22 protein-coding genes are annotated in these 23793 nt (G+C 69.0%); 6 read left to right on the top strand and 16 right to left on the bottom strand.

What is annotated here, in order from left to right:
- Positions 1-50: 50 nt before the first annotated feature.
- The 3 genes from bktB to A3AG_RS0105605 all read left to right on the top strand — a co-directional run bounded on the left by bktB (position 51) and on the right by A3AG_RS0105605 (position 3241).
- Complete coding sequence (gene bktB / locus A3AG_RS0105615) at positions 51-1235, top strand: beta-ketothiolase BktB (protein ID WP_018004476.1); 1185 nt, start codon at positions 51-53, stop codon at positions 1233-1235.
- Between the two features lie 8 nt (positions 1236-1243).
- Positions 1244-1870, top strand: a complete 627-nt coding sequence (locus A3AG_RS0105610; protein ID WP_018004475.1) for a hypothetical protein — start codon at positions 1244-1246, stop codon at positions 1868-1870.
- 153 nt (positions 1871-2023) lie between these two features.
- Positions 2024-3241: a cystathionine beta-lyase gene (locus A3AG_RS0105605; protein WP_018004474.1), complete on the top strand. Its 1218-nt coding sequence runs from the start codon at positions 2024-2026 to the stop codon at positions 3239-3241.
- Here the strand turns inward: A3AG_RS0105605 and A3AG_RS0105600 are convergent, their stop codons facing one another.
- The 8 genes from A3AG_RS0105600 to mfd all read right to left on the bottom strand — a co-directional run bounded on the left by A3AG_RS0105600 (position 3242) and on the right by mfd (position 13445).
- Positions 3242-3481 carry a DUF2789 domain-containing protein gene (locus A3AG_RS0105600; protein ID WP_018004473.1) on the bottom strand — a complete coding sequence of 80 codons (240 nt, stop codon included), beginning with the start codon at positions 3479-3481 and terminating at the stop codon, positions 3242-3244.
- A gap of 101 nt (positions 3482-3582) precedes the next feature.
- A complete protein-coding gene (locus tag A3AG_RS0105595; RefSeq protein ID WP_018004472.1) occupies positions 3583-5232 on the bottom strand; it encodes a PepSY-associated TM helix domain-containing protein in 1650 nt (549 codons plus the stop codon).
- A gap of 10 nt (positions 5233-5242) precedes the next feature.
- The gene (locus A3AG_RS0105590; protein WP_018004471.1) at positions 5243-5554 is read right to left on the bottom strand and encodes a hypothetical protein; all 312 of its coding nucleotides are present in this window, start codon (positions 5552-5554) and stop codon (positions 5243-5245) included.
- Positions 5551-5850 carry a hypothetical protein gene (locus tag A3AG_RS0105585; protein WP_018004470.1) on the bottom strand — a complete coding sequence of 100 codons (300 nt, stop codon included), beginning with the start codon at positions 5848-5850 and terminating at the stop codon, positions 5551-5553. The genes A3AG_RS0105590 and A3AG_RS0105585 overlap by 4 nt, the downstream gene beginning before the upstream one ends.
- A 251-nt stretch (positions 5851-6101) precedes the next feature.
- Complete coding sequence (gene serB / locus A3AG_RS0105580) at positions 6102-6956, bottom strand: phosphoserine phosphatase SerB (RefSeq protein ID WP_018004469.1); 855 nt, start codon at positions 6954-6956, stop codon at positions 6102-6104.
- A gap of 99 nt (positions 6957-7055) precedes the next feature.
- Complete coding sequence (locus A3AG_RS0105575) at positions 7056-8429, bottom strand: amidohydrolase (protein WP_018004468.1); 1374 nt, start codon at positions 8427-8429, stop codon at positions 7056-7058.
- A gap of 260 nt (positions 8430-8689) precedes the next feature.
- Entirely contained in the window at positions 8690-9916 is a 1227-nt protein-coding gene (argE, locus tag A3AG_RS0105570; protein ID WP_018004467.1) for an acetylornithine deacetylase, read from the bottom strand.
- A gap of 79 nt (positions 9917-9995) precedes the next feature.
- Complete coding sequence (gene mfd, locus A3AG_RS0105565) at positions 9996-13445, bottom strand: transcription-repair coupling factor (protein ID WP_018004466.1); 3450 nt, start codon at positions 13443-13445, stop codon at positions 9996-9998.
- A gap of 229 nt (positions 13446-13674) precedes the next feature.
- Here mfd and ispD point away from each other — a divergent pair, with 229 nt between their 5' ends.
- Positions 13675-14415, top strand: a complete 741-nt coding sequence (gene ispD / locus A3AG_RS0105560; protein ID WP_026163977.1) for a 2-C-methyl-D-erythritol 4-phosphate cytidylyltransferase — start codon at positions 13675-13677, stop codon at positions 14413-14415.
- Between the two features lie 4 nt (positions 14416-14419).
- Positions 14420-14929, top strand: coding sequence for a 2-C-methyl-D-erythritol 2,4-cyclodiphosphate synthase (gene ispF / locus A3AG_RS0105555; RefSeq protein ID WP_018004464.1), 510 nt, complete (start codon positions 14420-14422; stop codon positions 14927-14929).
- 2 nt (positions 14930-14931) lie between these two features.
- On the opposite strand, the gene A3AG_RS0105550 is transcribed toward ispF, so the two are convergent.
- The 6 genes from A3AG_RS0105550 to ompR all read right to left on the bottom strand — a co-directional run bounded on the left by A3AG_RS0105550 (position 14932) and on the right by ompR (position 20751).
- Positions 14932-15504: a GNAT family N-acetyltransferase gene (locus A3AG_RS0105550; RefSeq protein ID WP_018004463.1), complete on the bottom strand. Its 573-nt coding sequence runs from the start codon at positions 15502-15504 to the stop codon at positions 14932-14934.
- A 180-nt stretch (positions 15505-15684) separates the two neighbouring features.
- Positions 15685-16206: a carboxymuconolactone decarboxylase family protein gene (locus A3AG_RS0105545; RefSeq protein WP_018004462.1), complete on the bottom strand. Its 522-nt coding sequence runs from the start codon at positions 16204-16206 to the stop codon at positions 15685-15687.
- 105 nt (positions 16207-16311) lie between these two features.
- Entirely contained in the window at positions 16312-16860 is a 549-nt protein-coding gene (locus tag A3AG_RS0105540; protein WP_018004461.1) for a peroxiredoxin, read from the bottom strand.
- Between the two features lie 287 nt (positions 16861-17147).
- Positions 17148-18452 (bottom strand): MFS transporter, encoded by a 1305-nt coding sequence (gene tcuC / locus A3AG_RS0105535; protein ID WP_018004460.1) that lies wholly within the window; start codon positions 18450-18452, stop codon positions 17148-17150.
- Positions 18453-18654: 202 nt separating this feature from the next.
- Positions 18655-20004, bottom strand: coding sequence for an ATP-binding protein (locus tag A3AG_RS0105530; RefSeq protein WP_018004459.1), 1350 nt, complete (start codon positions 20002-20004; stop codon positions 18655-18657).
- Between the two features lie 24 nt (positions 20005-20028).
- Complete coding sequence (gene ompR, locus A3AG_RS0105525; protein ID WP_010810107.1) at positions 20029-20751, bottom strand: osmolarity response regulator transcription factor OmpR; 723 nt, start codon at positions 20749-20751, stop codon at positions 20029-20031.
- A 301-nt stretch (positions 20752-21052) separates the two neighbouring features.
- Between ompR and A3AG_RS0105520 the strand changes: the two genes are divergently transcribed.
- Entirely contained in the window at positions 21053-21400 is a 348-nt protein-coding gene (locus A3AG_RS0105520) for a hypothetical protein (protein WP_018004458.1), read from the top strand.
- Here A3AG_RS0105520 and A3AG_RS0105515 read toward each other — a convergent pair.
- Complete coding sequence (locus A3AG_RS0105515; RefSeq protein WP_018004457.1) at positions 21397-22659, bottom strand: Zn-dependent hydrolase; 1263 nt, start codon at positions 22657-22659, stop codon at positions 21397-21399. The two genes, A3AG_RS0105520 and A3AG_RS0105515, sit on opposite strands and share 4 nt — an antisense overlap.
- A 50-nt stretch (positions 22660-22709) precedes the next feature.
- The gene (gene hpnD, locus A3AG_RS0105510) at positions 22710-23546 is read right to left on the bottom strand and encodes a presqualene diphosphate synthase HpnD (RefSeq protein ID WP_018004456.1); all 837 of its coding nucleotides are present in this window, start codon (positions 23544-23546) and stop codon (positions 22710-22712) included.
- Positions 23547-23793: the final 247 nt, after the last annotated feature.

The raw sequence follows: 23793 nt of genomic DNA, 5'->3' as shown, positions 1-23793 counted from the left end.
TGCGCTGCGGCTATACTGTGCGGTGCAACATAACCTGGATGGAGACAGTCATGACGCGTGAAGTCGTAGTAGTGAGCGGTGTCCGCACCGCGATCGGAACCTTTGGCGGCAGCCTGAAGGACGTGGCGCCGGCCGAGCTGGGTGCGCTGGTGGTGCGCGAGGCGCTGGCCCGCGCGCAGGTGTCGGGCGACGATGTCGGCCATGTGGTGTTCGGCAACGTGATCCAGACCGAGCCGCGCGACATGTACCTGGGCCGTGTTGCCGCCGTCAACGGCGGCGTTTCCGTCAACGCCCCCGCGCTGACCGTCAACCGGCTGTGCGGCTCGGGCCTGCAGGCCATCGTCAGCGCCGCGCAGACCATCCTGCTGGGCGATGCCGACGTCGCCATCGGCGGCGGTGCCGAGAGCATGAGCCGTGCCCCGTACCTGGCCCCGGCGGCACGCTGGGGCGCGCGCATGGGCGATGCCGGCCTGGTCGACATGATGCTGGGCGCGCTGCATGACCCGTTCCACCGCATCCACATGGGCGTGACCGCGGAGAACGTCGCCAAGGAATACGAGATCTCGCGCGCGCAGCAGGACGAGGCCGCGCTGGAATCGCACCGCCGCGCCTCGGCCGCGATCAAGGCCGGCTACTTCAAGGACCAGATCGTCCCGGTGGTGACCAAGGGCCGCAAGGGCGAGGTCACCTTCGACACCGACGAGCACGTGCGCCACGATGCCACCATGGACGACATGACCAAGCTCAAGCCGGTCTTCGTCAAGGAAAACGGCACCGTCACCGCCGGCAATGCCTCGGGCCTGAACGACGCCGCCGCCGCGGTGGTGATGATGGAGCGGGCCGAGGCCGAGCGCCGCGGCCTGAAGCCGCTGGCGCGCCTGGTGTCCTACGGCCATGCCGGGGTCGACCCCAAGACCATGGGCATCGGCCCGGTGCCGGCGACGAAGATCGCGCTCGAGCGTGCCGGCCTGCAGGTGTCGGACCTGGACGTGATCGAAGCCAACGAGGCCTTTGCCGCGCAGGCCTGCGCGGTCAGCAAGGCGCTCGGCCTGGATCCGGCCAAGGTCAACCCGAACGGCTCGGGCATCTCGCTGGGCCATCCGATCGGCGCCACCGGCGCGCTGATCACGGTCAAGGCGCTGCATGAACTGAACCGCGTGCAAGGCCGCTACGCGCTGGTGACGATGTGCATCGGCGGCGGGCAGGGCATTGCCGCCATCTTCGAACGGATCTGAGGATTGCCTTGCGCGTGGCCCGGCTGACCGATCTTTGCACGACCCTTGGTGCCGCCGCCGTGTTCGCCCTGGCGGGCGCGGCGCAGGCGGCACCGGCCACCGAGCTGTCGACCGGCCCGGTGCATGGCGCCGCCGCCGGCGGTGAAGCGCTGGGCCTGAACCAGGCCATCCGCGACGGCGAGGCCCGCCGCGGCGCGGCGCTGTCGACAGGCGCCGCCGCCAGGCCGCTGGCGCCGCGGCCCGAGTATGCATCGCTGCCGGTCTATGTCGGCAAGCTCGGCGACCAGCCGGTGCGGCTGCGCCTGGGCCCCAAGCCCGACGAGCGCGACAGCGTGCGCGGCGAGTACAGCGGCCGCGGCGCCGGCGTGCGCCTGCTGGCCGGCGAGTGGGAGGATGGCGCCTTCCTGATGGAGGAGTCCGACGACGGCACCCGGGTGTCGGGCAACTGGGAAGGCACCATCGACGCCAGCGGCGCCGTGCGCGGCACCTGGACCGATGCCTTCAATCCCGCCATCGTGCTGCCGTTCTTCATCCGCCCGCTGGGCATGCTGGTGATCCCGCCGTTCGACATGACGCCCAACAGCGGCGTGACCTACGCGCCGCCGCCGCCGAAGTCGTCGATTTCCGGCTGGTAAGCCTTTTCCGCTGCCGCGCGCTGAAGCATCCCGGTGGCGCGCGCGGCATTTGCTGGTAAGCTCGGAGGCTCATCGCGTCTCATGCCTGACCGTGCCGCGCTCCGTCGCATTCGGAGTTGCGCAGCCGGCCGGCAAGCCAGCAAGGAAACCGCCGTGTCCGATTCGCCATCCGACAAGCCCGCATCCCATTACCTGCAGACCGTCGCGGTCCAGCCGCAGCTGGACATCGCCCCCGGCTTTGCCTCGTTTTCCCCGGCCACGCACCGTGGCTCGACCGTGGTGTTCCGCAACCTCGCCGAACTGCGCGCGCATGGCGACGGCGCCACCACCTACTGGCGCTACGGCCTGCATGCCACGCCGACCAGCGAGGCGCTGTGCCAGCACCTGGCGCTGCTCGAGGGCGCGCGCCACACGCTGCTGCAGCCGTCGGGGCTGGCGGCGATCTCGCTGGTGTACTTCGCGCTGCTCAAGAGCGGCGATGACGTGCTGGTGCCGCATAACGTCTACGGCCCCAACCGCGACCACGGTGAGTGGCTGGCGCGCGACTTCGGCGTGACCGTGCGCTACTACGATCCCATGGACGCCGCCGCGCTGCCCGCGCTGATCCAGCCCAACACGCGCCTGATCTGGATGGAATCCCCCGGCTCGGTGACGATGGAGGTGCCCGACTGCGGCGCCATCGTCGCCGCGGCGCGCGCGCGCGGCGTGCTGACCGCGATCGACAATACCTGGTCGGCCGGCGTCTATTTCCGCCCGTTCGAGCTGGGCATCGACATCTCGGTACAGGCGCTGACCAAGTACCAGTCCGGCGGCAGCGACGTGCTGATGGGCGCGGTCCTGACCTGCGACGACGGCCTGCACGGCCGGCTCAAGCGTGCCCGCATGCTGATGGGCTGGGGCGTGTCCGCCGACGACTGCCACCTGGTGCTGCGCGCGCTGCCGAGCCTGCCGGTGCGGCTGGCGGCCCATGACCGCGCCGCGCGCGAGGTGGCCGAATGGCTGCGCCAGCGGCCGGAGGTGGCACGCGTGCTGCATCCCGCGCTGCCGGATTGTCCCGGCCATGCCAACTGGCGGCGCGAATTCACCGGCGCCAGCGGGCTGTTCGCCATCGTGCTGCGCGAGCGCTATACGCGCCAGCAGGTCGATGCCTTCGTCGAGGCCCTGCAGCTGTTCGCCATCGGCTGGTCGTGGGGCGGCGCGCACAGCCTGGCGGTGCCGTACCACGTGCAGGGCATGCGCCCGGCGGGCACCTGGCCGCCGGCGGACTGGCACGATACCGGCGAGCTGGTGCGGCTCTATATCGGCCTGGAAGACACGCGCGACCTGATCGCCGACCTGCGCCAGGCGCTCGAGGGCACGCTGTCGGCCTGATCAGGCCGGCTGTCGCAGCGCCAGGTTGAGCTGGTCGACGACTTCGGCCCAGTCGGCGTCGTCGAGCAGCTCGTCGCGCAGCAGCGCGGCCTGGGCGGGCGTCCAGAACGGGGCTTCGGCCAGTTCGAGGGTCTCGGGCAGCGGCGCATGCTTGCCGATGAAGTCGCGGATGCTGGTTTCGTCCGACGCCAGGCCAAGCTGGTCGAACAGTTCTGCAAACTGGTGGAAGGTCGGTTCCATGATGATCGGGCTCGCGGTGGTTGGCCTCTGGTAGTGTAGGGCAGCCCCGGCAACAAAAACGGACGCCGCGGCGTCCGTTTTTGTTGTGCCGGCGCTGCGCGTCAGCGCGTCTCGGTGCCGGACATCGCCTTGGCCCCGGTGGCCGGCCTGACGCTCCGTTGCGCCCGTGCCGGGCGCGGCATGGCCCAGACCGATTCCGCCGGCCCGCTGCGAGCGCGGCGCGCGGTGGCGCGGGCGAGGGCGACGAAGCCCGCCGCCAGCGCCAGCGCGCCAAGGTCGAAGCCGGCGATGATCCAGTGGCCGCTGGGGATGCTGTGCAGCAGGTGGTCGCCGGTCAGGATCGCGTTCGACAGCGGCACCGTCAGCGCGGCCAGCGCGGCGGCATAGAGCAGCTCCACCGCGGCGCGCACCGGCGGGCGCAGCAGCGCCCAGGCGCAGGCCAGGCCGAACGCGGTGAAATAGGTCTGGCTGACGGCGCGCTCGGGCCACAGCAGCGCCGCCGGGAAGCACAGCGCCACGCCGATGCAGCAGCCGATGCAGACACCCACGGTGGCCTGCGCCAGCAGGCGATGCACGCGCGGCTGCTCGGCCTGGCGCAGCTTGCGCCGCGATTCGATCCACAGCAGGTTGCCCGAATAGAACAGGAAGGCGCCGGCCAGGCCGGCCAGCAGGTAGACCAGCCGCACCGGCAGCTCGCCGAAGGTGCCGAAATGGAGCGCGTACAGCGCGCTGTAGAGACCATGGTTGCTGTCGCGCGCGCCGGCGGTCTGGTTGGCCGTCAGCTGGCCGGCATTGGCTTCGCCGCTGGCGGCGTGGATGCCGACCGAGCCCAGGTTGCCGAGTGCCTGTGTGCTGGTGCCGCGCACTTCGACCACGGCGTTGGCGTCGCCGTAGCGCTGGAAGCGGAACGACTCCGGCGTGAAGCGCTCGCCGCCGTGTTCGCGCGCGATCTGCATCAGCGTCGCGGTGGGCAGCGTCGGCACCGCGCGGCCTGCCGCGGCCACTTCCGGCACTGCGGTGGTGGCGGTCGGCACCGCCTCGAACAGGCGGCCATCGAAGGTCAGCGTGTTGAACACCATCATCAGCACCAGTGACAGGCAGAACAGCGCGCCGGTGATGGCGAAGACCAGGTGGAATGGCAGGCTGAACAGGCCCAGCACATTGTGCGTGTCCATCCAGAAGCGCTTGAGGTTGCGCCCGGGACGCACCGCGAACAGATCCTTCTTCAGCCGCGGCAGGTGCAGCAGCACGCCGGAGACCAGCGCCAGCCCGTACAGCACCGAGATCGCGCCCATGAAATAGATGCCGCCGACGGGGATGCCGAGCGAATAGTGCAGGCTGTTCAGGAACGCCGACAGCTCGCCCATGACGTGGTCGCGCGAGGTGTCGCGCTGCATCGCGGCGTTGCCGGCCAGGCGCGCGTCGGTGGTCATCTGCCACTCGCCGGCCTGGTCCTGCCAGTAAGCCGAGATATTGGGCTCGCCCTCCGACGGCATGATCACGTAGGCACTGGCCGCGGCTTCGGGGTGGATCGCAACCAGCTTCTGCATGAAGCGGTCGACCGCGGCGGGGTCGGCCGTGGCCTCGACCGGCGCGCTGCCCTTGAGCCGCGCTGGCGACTGCCACACATGCAGCTCGTGGTGGAACACGGTGACCGCGCCGGCAAAAAAGGCGATAAACAGGGCCCAGCCGGCCATCAGGCCGACCCAGGTATGCAGCGTCTGGTACAGGCGCAGGGTTGCGGTTTTCATGATGGCAGTCTCAGGAGGTGGGCAGGGCGGCCAGTGCGGCCGGCGCCAGGCCGGCCAGGCGCAGCGCCCACAGCACGCCGAAGCCCAGCAGGTTGGCGCCGCCCAGCCACAGCCACGCGCTGCGGCTGGAACGGAACAGCAGACTGGCGCTGATGATCGCGACCCACACCGGCAGGCAGGCCGTCACGGCCGCGACGATGCCGCTCTGCCAGCCGCCCGGCAGGCCCAGGATCGCCAGCGTGCACAGCACCATTGCCAGCGGCAGGCCGAGCAGCGTGCCGGCCAGCCATTTGGTGCCCATGCCGGAGGTGTCCGCGCTCATGCTTGCCGCTCCCGTGCGCCGCGGCGCTTGCGTGCCGCGTAGGTGCCGATGAACGGCCACATCGACAGCGCGCACGGCACCGTCACCAGGCTGGCGGCGATCGCTACCGGCCAGCCATCGGTGAGGTGCCACAGCCAGGTGCTGGCGCAGATCAGCGCTAGCCCCAGCCAGCCGGCCAGCCGCGGCCGGAAAAGGTTCCCGGGCATGGTGCCGGGCGGCAGCAACACCTGGTTGGGCGCGGCCAGGTACAGGCACGCGGCCGCAGCCAGGCCAAGAAGGACGGCCAGAACTTGCATGGGGCAATGTCAGATCAACGAAACATTAATAATAATGATTCGCATTTGTATGCGCAAGCACCAGCTCGGGGGGCATGGCATGGCGTGGCGGGGATTTTTCACTGCGCCTGGAAAGGCGTTGGCGGGGGCGGCACGCTAGTGCGGCACCCGCGTGGGGCGGACAACCACAAGGCCAGCGGTCTGGCGGCTGCCGCGGATAGCGCGTACCCGCGGCAGCGAATTCGTGCGGGGTCCGTGCGGACCAGTGCGGATCAGTGCGGAAACAGCGCCAGCAGGCCGTCGAGCCCGACGTGGTTGAACGCGACGCTGGCCTGGGCGCGCACCACCGGCTTGGCGCGGAACGCCACCGACAGGCCGGCTACGGCCATCATCTTCAGGTCGTTCGAGCCATCGCCCATGACGATGGCCTGGTCCGGCGTGGCGCCGATCTGCGCGCAGATTTCCTGCACCGTGCGGGCCTTGACGTCGGCGTTGACGATCTCGCCGACGACATTGCCGGTCAGCTTTCCGTCGACGATTTCGAGCGTGTTGGCGCGGGTGAAGTCGAGCCGCAGGCGCGGCTTGAGCTGGTCGGTGAAGTGCACGAAGCCGCCGGAAACCAGCAGCGTCTTCAGGCCCAGCGCGCGCACCGTCTCCAGCATGCGCTCGGCGCCCGGTGACAGCCGCAGGCGCTCGGCGTAGACGCGCTCCAGCACGGCGGCGTCAAGCCCCTTGAGCAGCGCCACGCGGCGACGCAGGCTTTCGTTGAAATCGGTGATCTCGCCGCGCATGGCGGCTTCGGTGATGGCGGAGACCTCGGCCTTGAGGCCGCAGAAGTCGGCGATCTCGTCGATGCACTCGATCGTGATCAGGGTCGAGTCCATGTCCATCGCCACCAGGCGGAAGTCGGACAGCCGGCGCCCGGCAGGCACCACCGCCCAGTCGATCGCGCGCGGGCCGCAGAAGTCATCGAGCGCGTCGCGCAGTGCCGGGGTCAGCGGCGCGCAGTCCTCGGCCACGGCCACGGTGTCGCTGCGCGGCAGCAGCGCGGAAGCGCGCGCCAGGGTGCGGGCGGTGTCGAGGTCGGCGGGGGCAAGCGGGGCGAGGCTCTGCAGGATCAGGGGCATGACGGGCGAAAATCGGCCGCTTGCCGCGGTCGTCGGCAAGGCGGGGGCTGCTACGCGGCAAAAGCGCTATTGTAGCCCCCCGCGGCGCCCCGGGGCGAGTCAGCGCTGCGCCATCACCATGTAGTCGACGGTCAGGCTCGACAGCGCGCGCACGCCGTTGATCAGCGCCGGCTCATCCACATAGAACTCCGGCGAGTGATTCGACGGCGCCTTGGTGACATCCTGTCCCTTGGGCGTCACGCCGAGGTTGAAGAACAGCCCCGGCACCTTCTCTTGGTAAAACGAGAAATCCTCCGATGCGGTGGCCTTGGGCGTGATCATCCAGTTGCCGTCGCCGGCCACGCGCTGCAGCGTGGGCGCCATCTTCTCGGTCAGGGCCGGCTGGTTGATGGTGGCGTTGTACAGCTCGACCACGCGGAAACTGGCCTCGGCCCCTGCGCTGGATGCAATCGCCTCGGTGGTGCGCTTCATGCGGGCATGGATGTCCTTCTTCATGCCTTCGTCATAGGTGCGGATGGTGCCCATCATCTCGACCTTCTCCGGCACGATGTTCATGCGGTTGCCGCCGTGGAAGGTGCCCACGGTGATCACCGACGGCTCCAGCATGGCATTGACCTGGCGGCTCTGGATGGTCTGCAGGCCCATCACGATCTGCGACGCCACCACGATCGGGTCGATCCCGCCCCACGGCCGCGCGCCGTGCGTCTGGCGGCCCTTGACGTCGATCCAGAACTGGTCGGCCGCCGCCATCGAGGCGCCGCTGCGCCAGCCCAGCTTGCCCGACTCGATGCCGCTGGTGACGTGCAGGCCGAAGATGGCATCGACCTTCGGGTTGTCCAGCACGCCCTCGGCCACCATCTGCTTGGCGCCCCACATGTTGGAACCGTTGGGCTCGAAGTCGGCCGGGCTTTCCTCGGCCGGCTGGAAGATGAACTTGACCGTGCCGGGCAGCTGGTCCTTCATGCCGGCCAGCACCTCGGCCGTGGCCATCAGGATCGCCACGTGCGTGTCATGGCCGCAGGCGTGCATCACGTCGACTTCCTTGCCCAGGTACTGGCCCTTGGCCTTCGACGCGAACGGCACGTCGACGCGCTCCTTGACCGGCAGCGCGTCCATGTCGGCGCGCAGCGCCACCACCGGCCCGGGCTTGCCGCCCTTGAGCACGCCGACCACGCCGGTCTTGGCCACGCCGGTCTTCACCTCCATGCCGAGCTTGCGCAGGTGGTCCGCCACCAGCTTTGCGGTGCGGGTCTCGTAGTTGCCCAGCTCCGGATGCTGGTGGATATCGCGGCGCCAGGCGATCAGCTGCTTTTCGACCGCCCTGGCGCGGGTTTCGATCTGGGCATGCAGTGCATCGGCGCCGGCAGGTACGGCCTGTGCCTGCGCGGTGTGGCACAGCAGGCTGGCAGCCAGGGCCAGGCCGGCGACGGCGAAGCGGGTGGTGGAACGGGATGCGGTGCGACGTGCGGCCATGCGAGATCTCCTTCGTTGTTGTTGGTTTGGTGCTGGCGGTGCGGTTGGCTGCTTGTGAGCGGGGCGCTGCAGTGCTGCAAGCGCCGGCCCTCACCCCCGCCCCTCTCCCGCTAGCGCAAGCGGGGCGCAAACCGGCGGGATGGGATGGCTACGATGATGTGTAACGCAGATGGTGTGCTCCCTCTCCCGCGTGCGGGAGAGGGTTGGAGTGAGGGCGGGCGTCTCGACGAAGTGCAAGCGACAAAGCCGCGCCGGGCTGGTCAGGCCGCCACGCGCAGGCTGTCCACCACCTTGTGCAGGAACGCCTCGCACGCAGCCAGCTGCTCCAGCGCGACGAACTCGTCCGGCTTGTGCGCCTGCTGGATATCGCCGGGCCCGCATACCACCGCCGGAATGCCCGCGCGCTGGAACAGCCCGGCCTCGGTGCCGTAGGCCACCTTGTTGGTGTCGCGGTCCGCGGTCAGCGCGCGCACCAGCTGCGTAATGGCTTCCTGCTCGGCCACGTCGAGCGACGGCGCGGCGGCGATCTTGCTCAGCGTCAGGTCGGCGTCGGCATGTTCGGCGCGCATCTTCGGCAGCAGCACGTCGTTGGCATAGCCCTGGATGCGCGCGTAGATCGCTTCCGGATCGACGCCGGGCAGGTTGCGGAACTCGAACACGAACTCGCACAGCGCCGGAATCGTGTTGAGCGCAATGCCGCCCTGGATGGTGCCGGTCTGCGCGGTGGTGTAGGGCACGTCGAAGGCCTGGTCGTAGGGGCCGTTGGCCTTGAACTCGTCGGCGATGTCGCGGATGAAGCAGATCAGCCGCGCCGCGTATTCGATGGCATTGACGCCGCGCGGCGTCAGCGAAGAATGCGCGGCCTGGCCGCGCACGCAGCAGCGGTAGGCGTTGATGCCCTTGTGCGCGACGATCACGCGCATGCTGGTGGGTTCGCCGACGATGCAGCCGCCGGGGGTCACGCCGCGCTCGCGCAGTTCGGCCAGCAGGTAGGGCGCGCCCATGCAGCCGATCTCTTCGTCGAACGACAGCGCGTAGTGCACCGGCTCGCGCAGCCTGGCGTCGAGGATGGCGGGCAGCAGCGACAGGCTGGTGCCGATAAAGCCTTTCATGTCGCAGGTGCCGCGGCCGTACAGCTTGCCGTCGCGCACCACCGGCTTGAACGGGTCGGTGGTCCATGCCTGCCCGTCCACCGGGACCACGTCGGTATGGCCCGACAGCACGATGCCACCGTTGGTTTCGCCATTGGCCGCGGGCACGGTGACGAACAGGTTGGCCTTGTCCCGTTGCGGGTTGTAGCTCAGATGCGGCTTCAGCCCCTTGGCCAGGAAATGGTCGCGCACCGCCTCGATCAGTCCCAGGTTGGAATGGCGGCTGGTGGTGTCGTAGGCGACCAGCCGCTGGGTCCATTCCAGCGCGCTGCCGCGCGCGGCGGGTTCGGTGACGGGCTGGCCGGCGGATCGGGCGGGGGCGGCTTGGGAGGGCATGGGGCGATATCGCTAACTTGTTAAGGAATCGATGCTACACCCGGCCGCGCGCCGCGTCCATGCACGCCCGGCATCGGCGTTAGGCCAGTTGCCGCAGCGTATGCTTGATGGTCTGCGCGCGCACCGCCACGTCTGGCATCTTGGCCTCGATGCGCAGCTTGTCCTGCCCCGCCAGCTTGATATGGCGGTTCTTCTGCACCAGGTCGATGATGCGCATCGCATCGATCGGCGGGTTGGGCACGAACTGCACGCTGATGGTGGCTTCGCCGGCGTCGATCTTGCGCACCCCCAGCGGCGCCGCGGCGATGCGCAGCCGGTGGGTCTCGACCAGCGCCTGCGCCTGCGCCGGCAGCCGGCCAAAGCGGTCGACCAGCTCTTCCTGGATATCGTCGACCCGCTCCGGGGTCTCGCAGTTGGCCAGCCGCTTGTACAGCGACAGGCGCTCGTGCACGTCGGCGCAGTAGTCGTTGGGCAGCAGCGCCGGGGTGCCCAGGTTGATCTCGGTGGTGGCGGCCAGCGGCGCCATCAGGTCGGGCTCCTTGCCGGCCTTCAGCGCCTTGACCGCGTGGTTGAGCATGTCGGTGTAGAGCTGGAAGCCGATCTCGTGGATCTCGCCCGACTGCTTGTCGCCCAGCACCTCGCCGGCGCCGCGGATTTCCAGATCGTGCATGGCCAGGTAGAAGCCCGAGCCCAGCTCCTCCATCTGCTGGATCGCCTCGAGCCGGCGCTGCGCCTGCTTGGTCAGGCCGTCGACATCATGCACCAGCAGGTAGGCATAGGCCTGGTGGTGCGAACGCCCGACGCGGCCGCGCAGCTGGTGCAGCTGGGCCAGCCCGAACTTGTCGGCGCGGTGGATCAGGATGGTGTTGGCGGTCGGCACGTCGATGCCGGTCTCGATGATGGTGGTGCACAGCAGGATGTTGTCGCGGCGCGAGACGAAGTCGCGCATCACCCGCTCCAGCTCGCGCTCGTGCATCTGGCCGTGCGCCACCGCGATGCGCGCCTCGGGCACCAGCTCGGCAAGCCTGGCGCGCTTGTTCTCGATGGTCTCGACCTCGTTGTGCAGGAAGTACACCTGCCCGCCGCGCTTGAGCTCGCGCAGGATGGCCTCGCGGATCACGCCGTCTTCCTCGCGCCGCACGAAGGTCTTGATCGCCAGCCGCTTCTGCGGCGCGGTGGCGATCACCGAGAAATCGCGCAGCCCTTCCAGCGCCATGCCCAGCGTGCGCGGGATCGGCGTGGCGGTCAGCGTGAGCACGTCGACCTCGGCGCGCAGCGACTTCAGCGCTTCCTTCTGGCGCACGCCGAAGCGGTGTTCCTCGTCGATGATGACCAGGCCCAGGCGCTGGAACCTGACCTGGTCGGACAGGATCTTGTGGGTGCCGATGACGATGTCGACGCTGCCCTCGTTGATCTGCTTGATGGCCGCGTCGATCTCTTTCTTGGTCTTGAAGCGCGACAGCTCGACGATGCGCACCGGCCATTCGGCGAAGCGGTCGGACAGCGTCTGGAAATGCTGCTCGGCCAGCAGCGTGGTCGGCGCCAGCATCGCCACCTGCTTGCCGCCGAGCACGGCGACGAAGGCCGCGCGCAGCGCCACCTCGGTCTTGCCGAAGCCGACATCGCCGCACACCAGCCGGTCCATCGGCTTGCCCGAAGTCATGTCGGCGATCACCGCGGCGATCGCGGCGGCCTGGTCGGGGGTTTCCTCGAAGCCGAAGCTCTCGGCGAAGGTCTCGTAGTCCTTGGGCGACAGCGGGAAGGCGAAGCCCTCGCGCGCGGCGCGGCGCGCGTACAGGTTGAGCAGTTCGGCGGCGGTGTCGCGGATCTGCTGCGCGGCGCGGCGCTTGGCCTTGTCCCACTGGCCGGAGCCCAGGTGGTGCAGCGGCGCGGTATCGGGATCGGCGCCGGAGTAGCGCGAGATCACGTGCAGCTGGTGCACCGGCACGTAGAGCTTGCTGCCCTTGTCGTAGTCCAGGTGCAGGAATTCCTCGTCGCCCTGGCCCATGTCGAGCGTCACCAGGCCCTGGTAGCGGCCGATGCCGTGCTCGCTGTGCACCACCGGGTCGCCGATCTTCAGTTCGGCCAGGTCGCGCACCATCGAGTCGACCGCGGAGGCCTGCTCCTGCTTGCGGCGGCCGGTGCGGCGCGCGGTGCCGGCGTACAGCTCGGCTTCGGTGACGAAGGCCAGCCCTGCCTGCGGCAGCGCAAAGCCGCTCTGCAACGGCGCCACCGCGATCGAGAAATGCGCGTCGCCGGCGAGGAACGCGGCAAAGTCGTCGACCGGATGCGGGCGCAGGCCGCTTTCGGCAAACAGCTGCAGCAGCGTCTCGCGCCGGCCGGCGGAGTCGGCGCACATCAGCACCCGGGTCTGCCGGTCGAGCAGCAGCGACTCCAGGTTGACCAGCGGGTCTTCGGCGCGGCGGTTGACCGCGACGTCGGGCAGGATGCCCGAGAATGCCGGCTGCTCCGCGCCGGCTTCCACCTGCAGCACCAGCCGCGCCATCGGCTTGGCGGCGACGAAGAACTGCTCCTCGGACAGGAACAGGTCCGCGGGCGGCAGCAGCGGGCGCTCGCGGTCGTGGCGCATGAAGTTGTAGCGCTGCGTGGTGTCGGCCCAGAAGCGGCGGATGGCCTCGTCGATGTTGCCGGCGAACACCAGCTGGGTGTCGGCGGGCAGGTAGTCGAACACGGTCGCGCTGTGCTCGAAGAACAGCGGCAGGTAGTACTCGATGCCGGCCGACGGCACGCCGTTGCCGATGTCCTTGTAGATTGGCGACTTGGTCGGGTCGCCTTCGAAGACCTCGCGCCAGCGGCCGCGGAAGGCGGTGCGCGCGGCTTCGTCGAGCGGGAACTCGCGCCCGGGCAGCAGCCGCACTTCCTTGACCGGATACAGGCTGCGCTGCGTGTCCGGATCGAAGGCGCGGATGGTCTCGATCTCGTCGCCGAACAGGTCGATGCGGTACGGCAGCGCCGAGCCCATCGGGTACAGGTCGATCAGGCCGCCGCGCACGCTGTATTCGCCGGGCCGCATCACCGCGCTGACGTGCTCGTAGCCGGCCAGCGTGAACTGTGCCTTGAGCGCGGCCTCGTCGAGCCGCTCGCCCTGCTTGAAGAAGAAGGTGTAGGCCGCCAGGAAGGCCGGCGGCGCGAGCCGGTACAGCGCGGTGGTGGCGGGCACCAGCATCACGTCGCACTGGCCGGTCTGGATGTCGTGCAGCGTCGCCAGGCGTTCGGAGACCAGGTCCTGGTGCGGCGAGAAGCTGTCGTAGGGCAGGGTTTCCCAGTCGGGCAGCAGGCGCACGCGCAGCTCCGGCGCGAACCACGGGATTTCCTCGGCCAGGCGCTGCGCATCGACCGCATGCGAGCACACCACCGCCAGCATCGGCGCGCGCGCGCGGTGCTGGCGCGCGTACGCGGCCACCGCCAGCGCATCGGCCGAGCCGCGCAGGCCGGCCACGCTGTGGCGCAGCCCCGGCTTGACCAGCGGCAGGTTGACAAAGGGAAAGGCGGGCGTGGCGTCAGGCATGTCGGCAGGGGGCGTTCAAAACGACGACGCCCCGCCGGCATTGCGGGCGGGGGTCGGAACAGGGGACTCCAGGTGCCGGTGGCGCCCTGCCGGTAACGGCGACGCGGCATGGCGACGGGCAAGGGCCGTATTATAGAATGCGCACCGGTTGTCCCGCTGCCGCCCCTTTGCCGAAGCCATCTGCCCGGCCGGCGGGCCGCCCGCGCTTCTTTTACTCCACGCCGATCCTGTGTCCGCTCGCCGCTTTGCCCTGATTCCCTGTGCCGGTACCGGCAGCCGCGCCGGCGGCACCGTGCCCAAGCAATACCAGACCGTGGCCGGCCGGCCGATGATCTGGTACGCGCTGGCGGCGTTCTCGGCGTGCGACGCCATCAACGCCACCGCGCTGGTGCTGGCACCCGACGACATGCCGCTGGAATCGCGCTTCGGCGCGGCCGCGTTTGCCGGGCTGCGCTTCGATACCGCCTTTGTCGGCGGCGACAGCCGCCACGCGTCGGTGCTGGCCGGCCTGCACCACCTGGCGCAGCTGGGCGCGACCGACGCCGACTGGGTGCTGGTGCACGATGCCGCGCGCCCCGGGCTGACCCCGGCGATGGTCCACGCGCTGGTGCGCGCGGTGGAAAGCGACGGCGACGACGATCCGGACGCCGCCATCGGCGGCATCCTGGCGGTGCCGGTGCCGGATACCCTCAAGCGCGCCCAGGACGACGCCCGTATCGGCGCCACGGTGCCGCGCGAAGGATTGTGGCAGGCGCAGACGCCGCAGATGTTCCGCCTGGGCGTACTGCGCCAGGCGCTGCAGGACGCCATGGCGGCCGGCGCGGTGGTGACCGACGAGGCCAGCGCAATCGAGCGCCTGGGCCTGCATCCGCGGCTGGTAAACGGCTCGCTGCGAAATTTCAAGGTGACCTACCCGGAGGACTTCGCGCTGGCCGAAGTGCTGCTGGGCAGCCACGCCAAAGGAGCATGACCGCATGATGCCTTTCGATATCCGGGTGGGACAGGGCTATGACGTCCACGCGCTGGTGCCCGGCCGCAAGCTGATCCTGGGCGGGGTCGAGATCCCGCACGACCGTGGCCTGCTGGGCCATTCCGATGCCGATGCGCTGCTGCACGCGGTCACCGACGCGCTCTTCGGCGCGGCCGCGCTGGGCGATATCGGCCGCCATTTCCCCGACACCGACGCGCAGTTCGCCGGCGCCGACAGCCGCGCGCTGCTGCGCGAGGCGGCGCGCCGGGTGCGCGAGGCCGGCTATGAAATCGGCAATGTCGACGCCACGGTGATCGCGCAGGCGCCCAAGCTGGCGCCGCATATCGGTGCGATGGTGGCCAACCTGGCCCAGGACCTGGCGATCGCGCGCGGGCGTTGCAACGTCAAGGCCAAGACCAACGAAAAGCTGGGCTTCGAGGGGCGCCAGGAGGGCATCGTGGCGCAGGCCGCGGTATTGCTCTGGCGCGCCTCGGTGGCGGACGCGCAGGACTGAGCTCAGGCGCGCGGCGCGTCGGGCGCCGCGTCTTCGGGCGGGATGGCGTAGGTGTAGTCGATCAGCCGCGCCATCGCGCCGCTGCGCGCGCCGGCCTCGGTGCGCTTGGTGAATCCCATTTGCTGGCACAGGCGGTTGGCCGACGCCATTTCGGGCATGGTGCGCACCACCAGCGTCGACGCGCCGATATCACGTGCGCGCTGGATGCAGATCTGCATCAGCGTGCGCCCCAGCCCCAGGCCGCGCGCCTGCGGGCTGACCGACAGCAGCCGCGCTTCAGGCTGGGTCAGGGTAATGGTGCTGCCGTCCAGCGCCGGCAGCGTCGCGCCGGGGTGGCAGAACAGCACCGCGCCCATGATGCCGTGATCGGTCTCCGCCACCCACCATTCCATATCCGGGTTGCTGGTCGCGAGCACAGCCTGCATGCCCCGCTGGAACGAGGCGCGGCAATCTTCCATGATGGCCAGCTCGTATTGCCCGTAGGCCTGTTGCGTGACGGCGGCGATATCGCCCCAGTCGTGCACCGCCGCCAGGCGGTAGTGGAAGCGGGGGGAAGTCGGCGAAGGCAGGGTCATGGCAGGCTGAGAGTGCGGTTCCTGCCTGGATTGTAGGCGGATCGCCGCGCCTGCGCAGGGCGGGGCCATGACGGTTGCAGGATGGGAACAGCCGGCAAGTTCCGATGGGAAGCTGCCGGCTGTTGTGCTACGGCGCCCGTTGCCGGGCCGCCAGGGAGGGCGCGGGGGCGCGCAGATTCCTTACTGGGCCGCAATCACGTTGGCGGCGGCCACGATCACCGCCGCAATGCGGCCGACGTCGCGCAGCTGCTGCGCGGTCATGCCCTGCTCGTTCTTCAGCAGCTGGTAGTGCGACTTTACGCAGAAATGGCACTTGCCCACGATCGATGCGGCCAGCGCGTACATCTCGAAGCGGCGCTTGTCCACGCCGCCATGGGTGGCGTAGGCGTTCATGCGCAGCCCGGCGGGCTGGGTGGCGAGATCCGGATCGTCGGCCATTTCGACATACGGGTACCAGGTGTTGTTCATGCCCATCAGCGCCGCCGCGGTCAGCGCGCCGTTGGTTTCCTCGGGCGACAGCACGCCGGCATTGCGGATGGCGTCCACCAGCACCTTGCTCTGCGCCGCGAATGCGGCCGCCAGCGCCACGCCGACCGCATCGTTGCCTTCCAGCGAGGAACGCGCGATGGTGCCGTCGACGTTCAGGCGGATGTCCTTGGCGTAGTCGGGGATGAGATTCTTAATCGTGCTGAGGAATTCCATTTATTTCTCCTATCGATCAGGGCTCAAAAAACCCGCGCGAGCGGGTTTCGATGCGGAGGGCGCGGCCCTCCGCGGATCGCCACGGCGTCTGGCGACGGTCAGAACTTACAGCGTGGCGCCACCGACGGCACGGTTGCACGGGCACAGCTCGTCCGTTTGCAGGCCGTCCAGGATACGCAGGACTTCGTCCGGGTTGCGGCCGACGTTCAGGTTGTTCACCGAAACGTGCTGGATGGTGTTTTCCGGGTCGACGATGAAGGTCGCGCGCAGGGCCACGCCGGCGGCGTGGTCACGCACGCCCAGCTGGTCGATCAGCGAACCGGTCACGTCGGCGAATTGCCATTGGTTCAGCTTGTTCAGGTCCTTGTGTTCGCGGCGCCATGCCAGCTTGACGAACTCGTTATCGGTCGAGCCGCCCAGCACGATCGCATCGCGGTCGGCGAAGTCGGCGTTCAGCTTGGCGAAGGCGACGATTTCGGTCGGGCACACGAAGGTGAAGTCCTTCGGGTAGAAGTAGATGATCTTCCACTTGCCTTCGAACGACTTCTCAGTGATGTCTTCGAAAGCCGACTGGCCGTTCTCTTCGTGATTGTTGAAACCCGGCTTGACACCGACGACGTGGAAGGCTTCGAGCTTGTCACCAACGGTCTTCATAGACTTCTCCTGATACGGTTGCAATGAGAGCGGTGCCACTGCCGCGTGCCCCGGCGTGGGACCGGTGAGACGGCTGCTGCGGCGGCGTACCGCGACAAAACGTGATTATGCGTCATCATGCGGGGCCGGGCTAATTGATATTCTCAAACAGCCCGATAGGCAAAGACATGGCAGCTGCATGGCAAGGCATGTGGCGCATGGTCGCGCCAGCGCCCCCCGCTGCGGTGAGCCAGTATGCCACGCGCGATGACACCGCTTATGGCAACTTGGTGACGATCACGGGGAAATCAAGCCGCCTGCATTGCCGCCTCGCGGCCGCGGCGCGCGCGGAAGATCACCAGCGTCGCGACCAGCCCGCACAGCGCGGCGAACATCAGCCACAGCCCGGGCGCGGCCTTGTTGCCGGTGGCGTGGATCAGGTAGGTCGAGATCGCCGGCGTGAAGCCGCCGAACAGCGCCGTCGCCAGGCTGTACGCCAGCGAGAAGCCGGTGGTGCGCACCGCGGGCGGCATGATCTCGGTCAGCGCCACCACCATCGCGCCGTTATAGCTGCCGTACAGGAGCGACAGCCACAACTCCACCATCAGCAGCCGCGCGAACGACGGCTCCGCCACCAGCCACGACACCGCCGGGTAGGCCGTCAGCAGCGTCGCCACCGTGAAGCCCAGCAGCAGCGGCTTGCGCCCGACGCGGTCCGACAGCGCGCCCATCAGCGGCAGCCAGATGAAGTTGGACAGGCCCACGCACATGGTGACGATCAGGTTGTCGGTATCGTCGAGCCTGAGCACGGTCTTGCCGAAGGTCGGCGTGTATGCGGTGATCATGTAGAACGACACCGTGGTCATCACCACCATCATGCAGCCGGCCAGGATGATGCGCCAGTTCTCCAGCATCGAGCGGTAGATCTCGCCGATCGCCGGGCGGTGCTTGCGCGCCTTGAAGGCCTCGGTCTCTTCCAGCGAACGGCGGATCAGGAACAGGAACGGCACGATCAGGCAGCCGACCAGGAACGGAATGCGCCAGCCCCATTCGTCCATCTGCGCCGGCGCCAGCGTGCCATGCAGGATCACGCCGAGCAGCCCGGCAAAGATCACCGCGACCTGCTGGCTGCCCGACTGCCAGGCGACGTAGAAGCCCTTGCGCCCGGGTTTGGCGATCTCGGACAGGTAGACCGAGACCCCGCCCAGCTCCACGCCCGCGGAAAAGCCCTGCAGCAGGCGCCCGGCCAGCACCAGCAGCGGCGCGGCCACGCCGATGCTGGCATAGCCGGGCACGCAGGCGATCAGCAGCGTGCCCATGGCCATCAGCACCAGCGTCAGGATCAGGCCCTTGCGGCGGCCGTGGTGGTCGATATACGCGCCCAGCACGATCGCGCCCAGCGGCCGCATCAGGAAGCCCGCGCCAAAGGTGGCGAGCGAAAGCATCAGCGAGGCAAACTCGTTGCCGCTCGGGAAGAATGTCCTGGCAATGGCGGCGGCATAGAAGCCGTACACCATGAAGTCATACATTTCCAGGAAGTTGCCGCTGACGACGCGGAACACGGTGCGGAACCCGTGCTGCGAGCCGGCGGACGCTGCGGTGGTCTCTGACATGGCTGTCTCTCAGGCACCGCCGGTGCGAGCCGGCGGCTTGATTGTCGGGAGGTATCAGCCAGGCGCGCGGGCCGCGCCATGCGGGAGGGGAGGTGCCGCGGGCCTGATGACGGGCGCCAGTGTGCGCCGCGCCCCTGTCATTGCCCTGTCAAATGGCTTTCAGAAAGCTATCAGCGGCTGTCGAAAACCTGTCAGCGCGCGCTCAGGCGCGCCGGAAGCACGCGCTGACCACCAGCCCGGTGGCCGGCGCGGCGCGGTTGGCCAGCAGCAGCCGTCCGCCGTTGCGCTGCATGATGCGGTTGACGATGGACATGCCCAGCCCGGCGCCCTTGGCCTCGCTGCGCGCGGCGTCGAGCCGGTAGAAAGGCCGCGTCAGCAGCGACAGCTGGCCGTCGGGCACGCCGTTGCCGTGGTCGGCCACGGTCAGCACGGCTTCCTTGTCATCGACGCGCGTGGAGATTTCGACCACCGCCATGCCGGTCTGCTCGTCCTTGGCATAGCGGCGCGCGTTCTCGACCAGGTTGTCGAGGATGCGCTGCACCTCCATGCGGTTGGCCACCGCCATCACCGGCTCGTTGGCGCGCACGTGCACGCGCACGTCGTCGTGCGCGGCGTAGACGCCGACGGCATCGTGCACCAGCGCCGACAGGTCGACCGGCTCGACCGTCTCGAGCGGCGGGCGCGCGTAGTTGAGGAACTGGCCGATAATGGCGTCCATCTGCTCGATGTCGGCGATCATGGCGTCGCGCGTGGTGCCGTCCATCGGCGACATCTCGGTTTCCAGCCGCAGCCGCGTCAGCGGCGTGCGCAGGTCATGCGAGATGCCGGCCAGCATCACCACGCGGTCGTCGTCGAGCTGGCGCAGGTCGCGCACCATCTGGTTGAAGCTGTGGTTGGCCAGCGCCACTTCGCTGGCGCCATGCTCGGGCAGCGGCGGCGGGTCGCCGCCGGCGCCGATGGCGCGCGCGGCGTTGGCCAGCCGCTTGAGCGGGTAGTTGACGCGCGCGGTGATAAAGGCCGCGCCGATGATCGACAGCAGCAGCGCGGCGATACTCCACCACAGCCACTGGATGCCGGGCACGCGCTCGAAGCGTTCCGGGCTGATCGCCACCCAGTAGTCGTCGCCCTCGATCTCGAAGCTGACCCACACGCCGGGGATGTCGTTGACGGTGGTGGCCAGCACGGTGTCCTCGCCCAGGCGGCTGCGGATCTCCTGCTGCACCAGCGAGGTCAGGAACGGATTGGCGGTGGGCGCGGCGAAGTCGTCGTCCTTCTCGCGCGGATAGACCTTGATGCCTTCGTTCTGCACCAGGTCCAGCAGCAGGAAGCGGCGCCGCGCAGGGTCGGAATACAGCAGCGCGGCGCGCGTGAGCTTGACCACGCTGACCACCTGCATGGCGATCTGCTGCGCGCGCGGCGCGCGCTCGAACAGCCGGTAGCTCTGGAACCAGATCCCCAGCGAGATGGCCAGCAGCAGGGCGATCAGCATGAAGGTCCGCCAGAACAGCGAACCAAAGAACCGCGTTGCGGTACGGCCGATTACGGTCGCCACGATAGGAACAGCGGCCGCACTCGGTTATTTCACGCCATCGGGAATGAAGACGTAGCCCAGGCCCCACACCGTCTGGATGAAACGGGGGTTGCTGGGATCCGGCTCGATCAGCTTGCGCAGGCGCGAGATCTGCACGTCCAGGCTGCGATCGAACACTTCATATTCGCGGCCGCGCGCCATTTCCATCAGCTTTTCGCGCGACAGCGGCTGGCGCGGATGGCGCGCAAATACCTTGAGCACCGAGAACTCGCCGGTGGTCAGCGTGATCTCTTCGTCGTTCTTGGTCAGCGTGCGCGTGGCCAGGTTCAGCACGAAGTCGCCGAAGGCAAAGGTCTCGGGCGTTTCCGACGGGGCCCCGGGCACTTCGGCCGGGCCCTTGCGGCGCAGCACCGCGTGGATGCGCGCGATCAGCTCGCGCGGGTTGAACGGCTTGGGCAGGTAGTCGTCGGCGCCCATCTCCAGGCCGACGATGCGGTCAACGTCCTCGCCCTTGGCGGTGAGCATGATGATCGGGGTCTGGTCGTTGGCGCCGCGCAGCCGGCGGCAGATCGACAGGCCGTCTTCGCCCGGCATCATCAGGTCCAGCACCAGCAGGTCGAAACGCTCGCGCAGCCAGAGCTTGTTCATCGCGGTGGCGTTCTCCGCCACCAGCACGGTAAAACCCTGTTCGCCCAGATAGCGGCGCAGCAGATCGCGCAGACGCGGGTCATCGTCGACGACAAGAATCTTGTGGCTGGTATTTTCCATGGCGGTATCTTAGCGACTATCGCTTTCGCTCAAAATGGCTTAACAAAACGTTACATACTTTACCCCGTGGTATGGCAGTGTGCACCAATCGTGCGATTACACTGCGCAATCCGTCCATTTCGGCGCCATGCGCGGCAGTTTTCCACGCATTTCCGCCGGACGATCCACGGCTTCCGCCAGCCCGTCCAGCGCCGCTGGCGCATTGCTTGCAGAGGGCGCGGTCCGGACGGGGGTACCGGAATTCCAGGCTTCAGGGCGGTCCAACCACTGCCTTTGCGCGAAGCCAAGACCGCCATTATCAATGAAAGTGAACCGCACCCGGCACGGGCATCCGCAGCATGGTATCGCCGGCGCATGCCTTGCGCTGGCGCTGGCCGTGCTGGCGCTGTGCATGCCGGCCGGGACGGCGCTGGCGCAATCGGCGGGTATGGCCCACTTGCTCAAGCGCTACCCGTCGGCACAGGCGAGCGACCCGGGCAACAGCCAGCGCGAAGCGCGCGCCCGTGCCGAGCGCCACCGCACCGAGCAGCGCGAGGCCGAGCGCCGGCGCGGCGAGGAGCGCGGCGGCTCGCGGCTGTCGCCGGACGAACGCCGCCGGCTGCGCAAGAACCTGTACGATTTCGGACGCGACATCTACCAGGGCGGCTAGCCGCGCGGCCGGAAGTGGCGCAGGAAATCCACGAAGACCTCGGCGGCGAGCTGCGCGTCCGCGCCGGTGATGGTCTCCAGCGGGTTGTGGCTGATGCCGCCGTTGCCGCAGCGCACGAACAGCATCGCCACGTCGGTGACCCGCTGCATCATCATGGCGTCATGGCCGGCCCCGGACGGCAGTTCGAACGCCTGCAGCCCGCGCTTCCTCAGCACCGCCCCGAACTGATCCATCAGCCAGCGCGCGCACGGCGCGTTGTTGACCGGCGGCACGCGCTCCACCTGCGCGGTCAGCCCGCGGCGTTCGGCAATCCGCGCGATGCCGGCGACGATGTCGGCGATGGCCGCCTCGCGGATGGCGTCCGCGCCGGCGCGAATGTCCATCGAGAAGGTGCAGGCCGCGGGGATGACATTGCTCGAGCCGTCCGGCACCTGCAGCTGGCCCACCGTGCCGACCAGCGTCGGTGCCGCCGCGCAGCGCTGCTCCACCAGCAGGATCATCTCGGCCGCGCCCGCCGCGGCGTCGCGGCGCATGCCCATCGGCGTGGTGCCGGCGTGGCTGGCCAGGCCCTCGACGCGCACCGAGAAACGGCTGCTGCCGGCAATCTGCGTGACCACGCCCAGCGGCAACTCATGGTGCAGCAGCACCGGACCCTGTTCGATATGCACTTCGACAAAGCCCAGCAGCGACGCCGGGTCGAGCGCCGCGTCGCGCAGCGCCTGCAGCGCGCCGGCGCCGGGCAGGCCGGATGCGGCCAGCGCCTCGCGCAAGCTGATGCCGTCCGCGTCCCGGCGTTCGAGCAAGGCGGCGTCGAAGCGGCCGGCCAGCACGCTGCTGGCCAGGAAGCTGGTCTTGAAGCGCAGGCCTTCTTCCTCGGCGAAGGCCACCACGTCGACGTGATAGGGCAGGCGGATGCCGGCCTGGTTGAGCGCGCCGATCACGGCGACCGGCAGCAGGATGCCAAGCCGGCCGTCATAGCGCCCGCCATTGCGCACGGTGTCGAAATGCGAGCCGGTCAGCAGCGCGCGCGCGTCGGGCACCGCGGGATCGGCGGCATAGCGGCCGATCACATTGCCGATGACATCGATGCGCACCTGCATGCCGGCGGCTTCCATCCACTGCGCCAGCAGGGCCTGTACGGCGCGGTGCGCGGGCGTCAGGTAGGCACAGGTCAGGCCGCCCTCCATGTCGGAGAAGCGGGCGAGTGCGTCGGCATGGGCGAGGATGGTGTCGCCGAGGGCGGCGGAGGTCTGCGTCATGGCGGTACGGCTGGTGGCAGGTGGTCGGGAAGGGCGGCGTGGTGCGCGCGCTAGCTGTTGCGCACCCAGGTCTTCCAGGCGATCCACAGCTTGCGCAGCGGCGTCAGCGCGATGCGCTGGTTCAGCACCTGGAACTGGCTGGCTTCGAGCTCGTCGAGCAGCGCATGGTAGATCGCGCCCATCAGCAGGCCGGCGCGCTGGGCGCGGCGGTCCTGCCGCGGCAGCAGCGCCAGCGCCTCATGGTACAGCGCGCGGGCCCGGCCGGCGTGGTACTGCATCAGCGCGACGAAGCGCCCGGAATGCTCGCCCTTGAGGATCTCGGAGGCCGGCACCTGGAACTGCTGCAGGGTATTGACCGGCAGGTAGATGCGCCCGCGCCGGGCGTCCTCGCCGACATCGCGCAGGATATTGACCAGCTGCAGCGACTGGCCCAGCTTTTCGGCAAAGACCAGTGTCTGCGGATCGGTGTAGCCGAACAGGCGCGCGCTGAGCGTGCCGACCACCCCGGCCACGCAGTGGCAGTAGCGCGCCAGGCCGGCTTCGTCGAGGTAGCGGGTCTGGGTCAGGTCCATTTCCATGCCCTCCAGCACCTCGGCCATCTCGGCCTGGCTCAGGCCGGCGCTGGCGATGTGCGGCTGCAGGGCCTGGGTGGTGGGATGGGTCGGCGCACCGTCGAACAGGCGGCGCAGTTCGGCGCGCCACCAGTCGAGCTGCTGGTGCGCGAGGCCGGCGTCATGGGTGTCGTCGACCACGTCGTCGACTTCGCGGCACCAGGCATACAGCGCGGTGATCGCGCGGCGCCGCTCGGCCGGCAGGAACAGGAAGCTGTAATAGAAGCTCGAGCCGCTCTGGGCGACTTTCTCTTGGCAATACTGATCGGGCGTCACGCCGGTCTCGGGTCAAAGATGGGTGGAAACCGCGCCTGATCGCAGCGAATCGCAGATAAGCGGGGGTGCCAGGCCGATGGAAGTCAGCCGCGTCGCGGTGCGCCGGGCGGCGCGCCGGATTGTAGCACCGCGGCCCGCTGGCTCCCGGCGGGCCGGCGCGGTTCGCCGCCCCGTAGCGCCGCTGAGGCTTCCTTCCAGTCGTTTCGTCGCCTGCCGTTTGACGCACCCCGGAGCGGTCGTTATATTG

Source organism: Cupriavidus neocaledonicus (assembly GCF_000372525.1).
Lineage (GTDB): Bacteria > Pseudomonadota > Gammaproteobacteria > Burkholderiales > Burkholderiaceae > Cupriavidus > Cupriavidus neocaledonicus.
The sequence above is the reverse complement of the archived record's forward strand: the minus strand, read 5'-3'. Positions and strand labels throughout refer to the sequence as shown.

Coding starts and splice junctions, on each gene's coding strand:
- argE (WP_018004467.1), bottom strand. CDS start 9,916: ATGCCCTCCCAAGCCGCCCCCGCCCGATCCGCCGGCCAGCCCGTCACC.
- ispF (WP_018004464.1), top strand. CDS start 14,420: ATGATGCCTTTCGATATCCGGGTGGGACAGGGCTATGACGTCCACGCG.
- A3AG_RS0105550 (WP_018004463.1), bottom strand. CDS start 15,504: ATGACCCTGCCTTCGCCGACTTCCCCCCGCTTCCACTACCGCCTGGCG.
- A3AG_RS0105540 (WP_018004461.1), bottom strand. CDS start 16,860: ATGAAGACCGTTGGTGACAAGCTCGAAGCCTTCCACGTCGTCGGTGTC.
- serB (WP_018004469.1), bottom strand. CDS start 6,956: ATGCCCCTGATCCTGCAGAGCCTCGCCCCGCTTGCCCCCGCCGACCTC.
- ompR (WP_010810107.1), bottom strand. CDS start 20,751: ATGGAAAATACCAGCCACAAGATTCTTGTCGTCGACGATGACCCGCGT.
- A3AG_RS0105590 (WP_018004471.1), bottom strand. CDS start 5,554: ATGAGCGCGGACACCTCCGGCATGGGCACCAAATGGCTGGCCGGCACG.
- A3AG_RS0105545 (WP_018004462.1), bottom strand. CDS start 16,206: ATGGAATTCCTCAGCACGATTAAGAATCTCATCCCCGACTACGCCAAG.
- tcuC (WP_018004460.1), bottom strand. CDS start 18,452: ATGTCAGAGACCACCGCAGCGTCCGCCGGCTCGCAGCACGGGTTCCGC.
- A3AG_RS0105575 (WP_018004468.1), bottom strand. CDS start 8,429: ATGGCCGCACGTCGCACCGCATCCCGTTCCACCACCCGCTTCGCCGTC.
- mfd (WP_018004466.1), bottom strand. CDS start 13,445: ATGCCTGACGCCACGCCCGCCTTTCCCTTTGTCAACCTGCCGCTGGTC.
- A3AG_RS0105600 (WP_018004473.1), bottom strand. CDS start 3,481: ATGGAACCGACCTTCCACCAGTTTGCAGAACTGTTCGACCAGCTTGGC.
- bktB (WP_018004476.1), top strand. CDS start 51: ATGACGCGTGAAGTCGTAGTAGTGAGCGGTGTCCGCACCGCGATCGGA.
- A3AG_RS0105515 (WP_018004457.1), bottom strand. CDS start 22,659: ATGACGCAGACCTCCGCCGCCCTCGGCGACACCATCCTCGCCCATGCC.
- A3AG_RS0105595 (WP_018004472.1), bottom strand. CDS start 5,232: ATGAAAACCGCAACCCTGCGCCTGTACCAGACGCTGCATACCTGGGTC.
- A3AG_RS0105520 (WP_018004458.1), top strand. CDS start 21,053: ATGAAAGTGAACCGCACCCGGCACGGGCATCCGCAGCATGGTATCGCC.
- A3AG_RS0105585 (WP_018004470.1), bottom strand. CDS start 5,850: ATGCAAGTTCTGGCCGTCCTTCTTGGCCTGGCTGCGGCCGCGTGCCTG.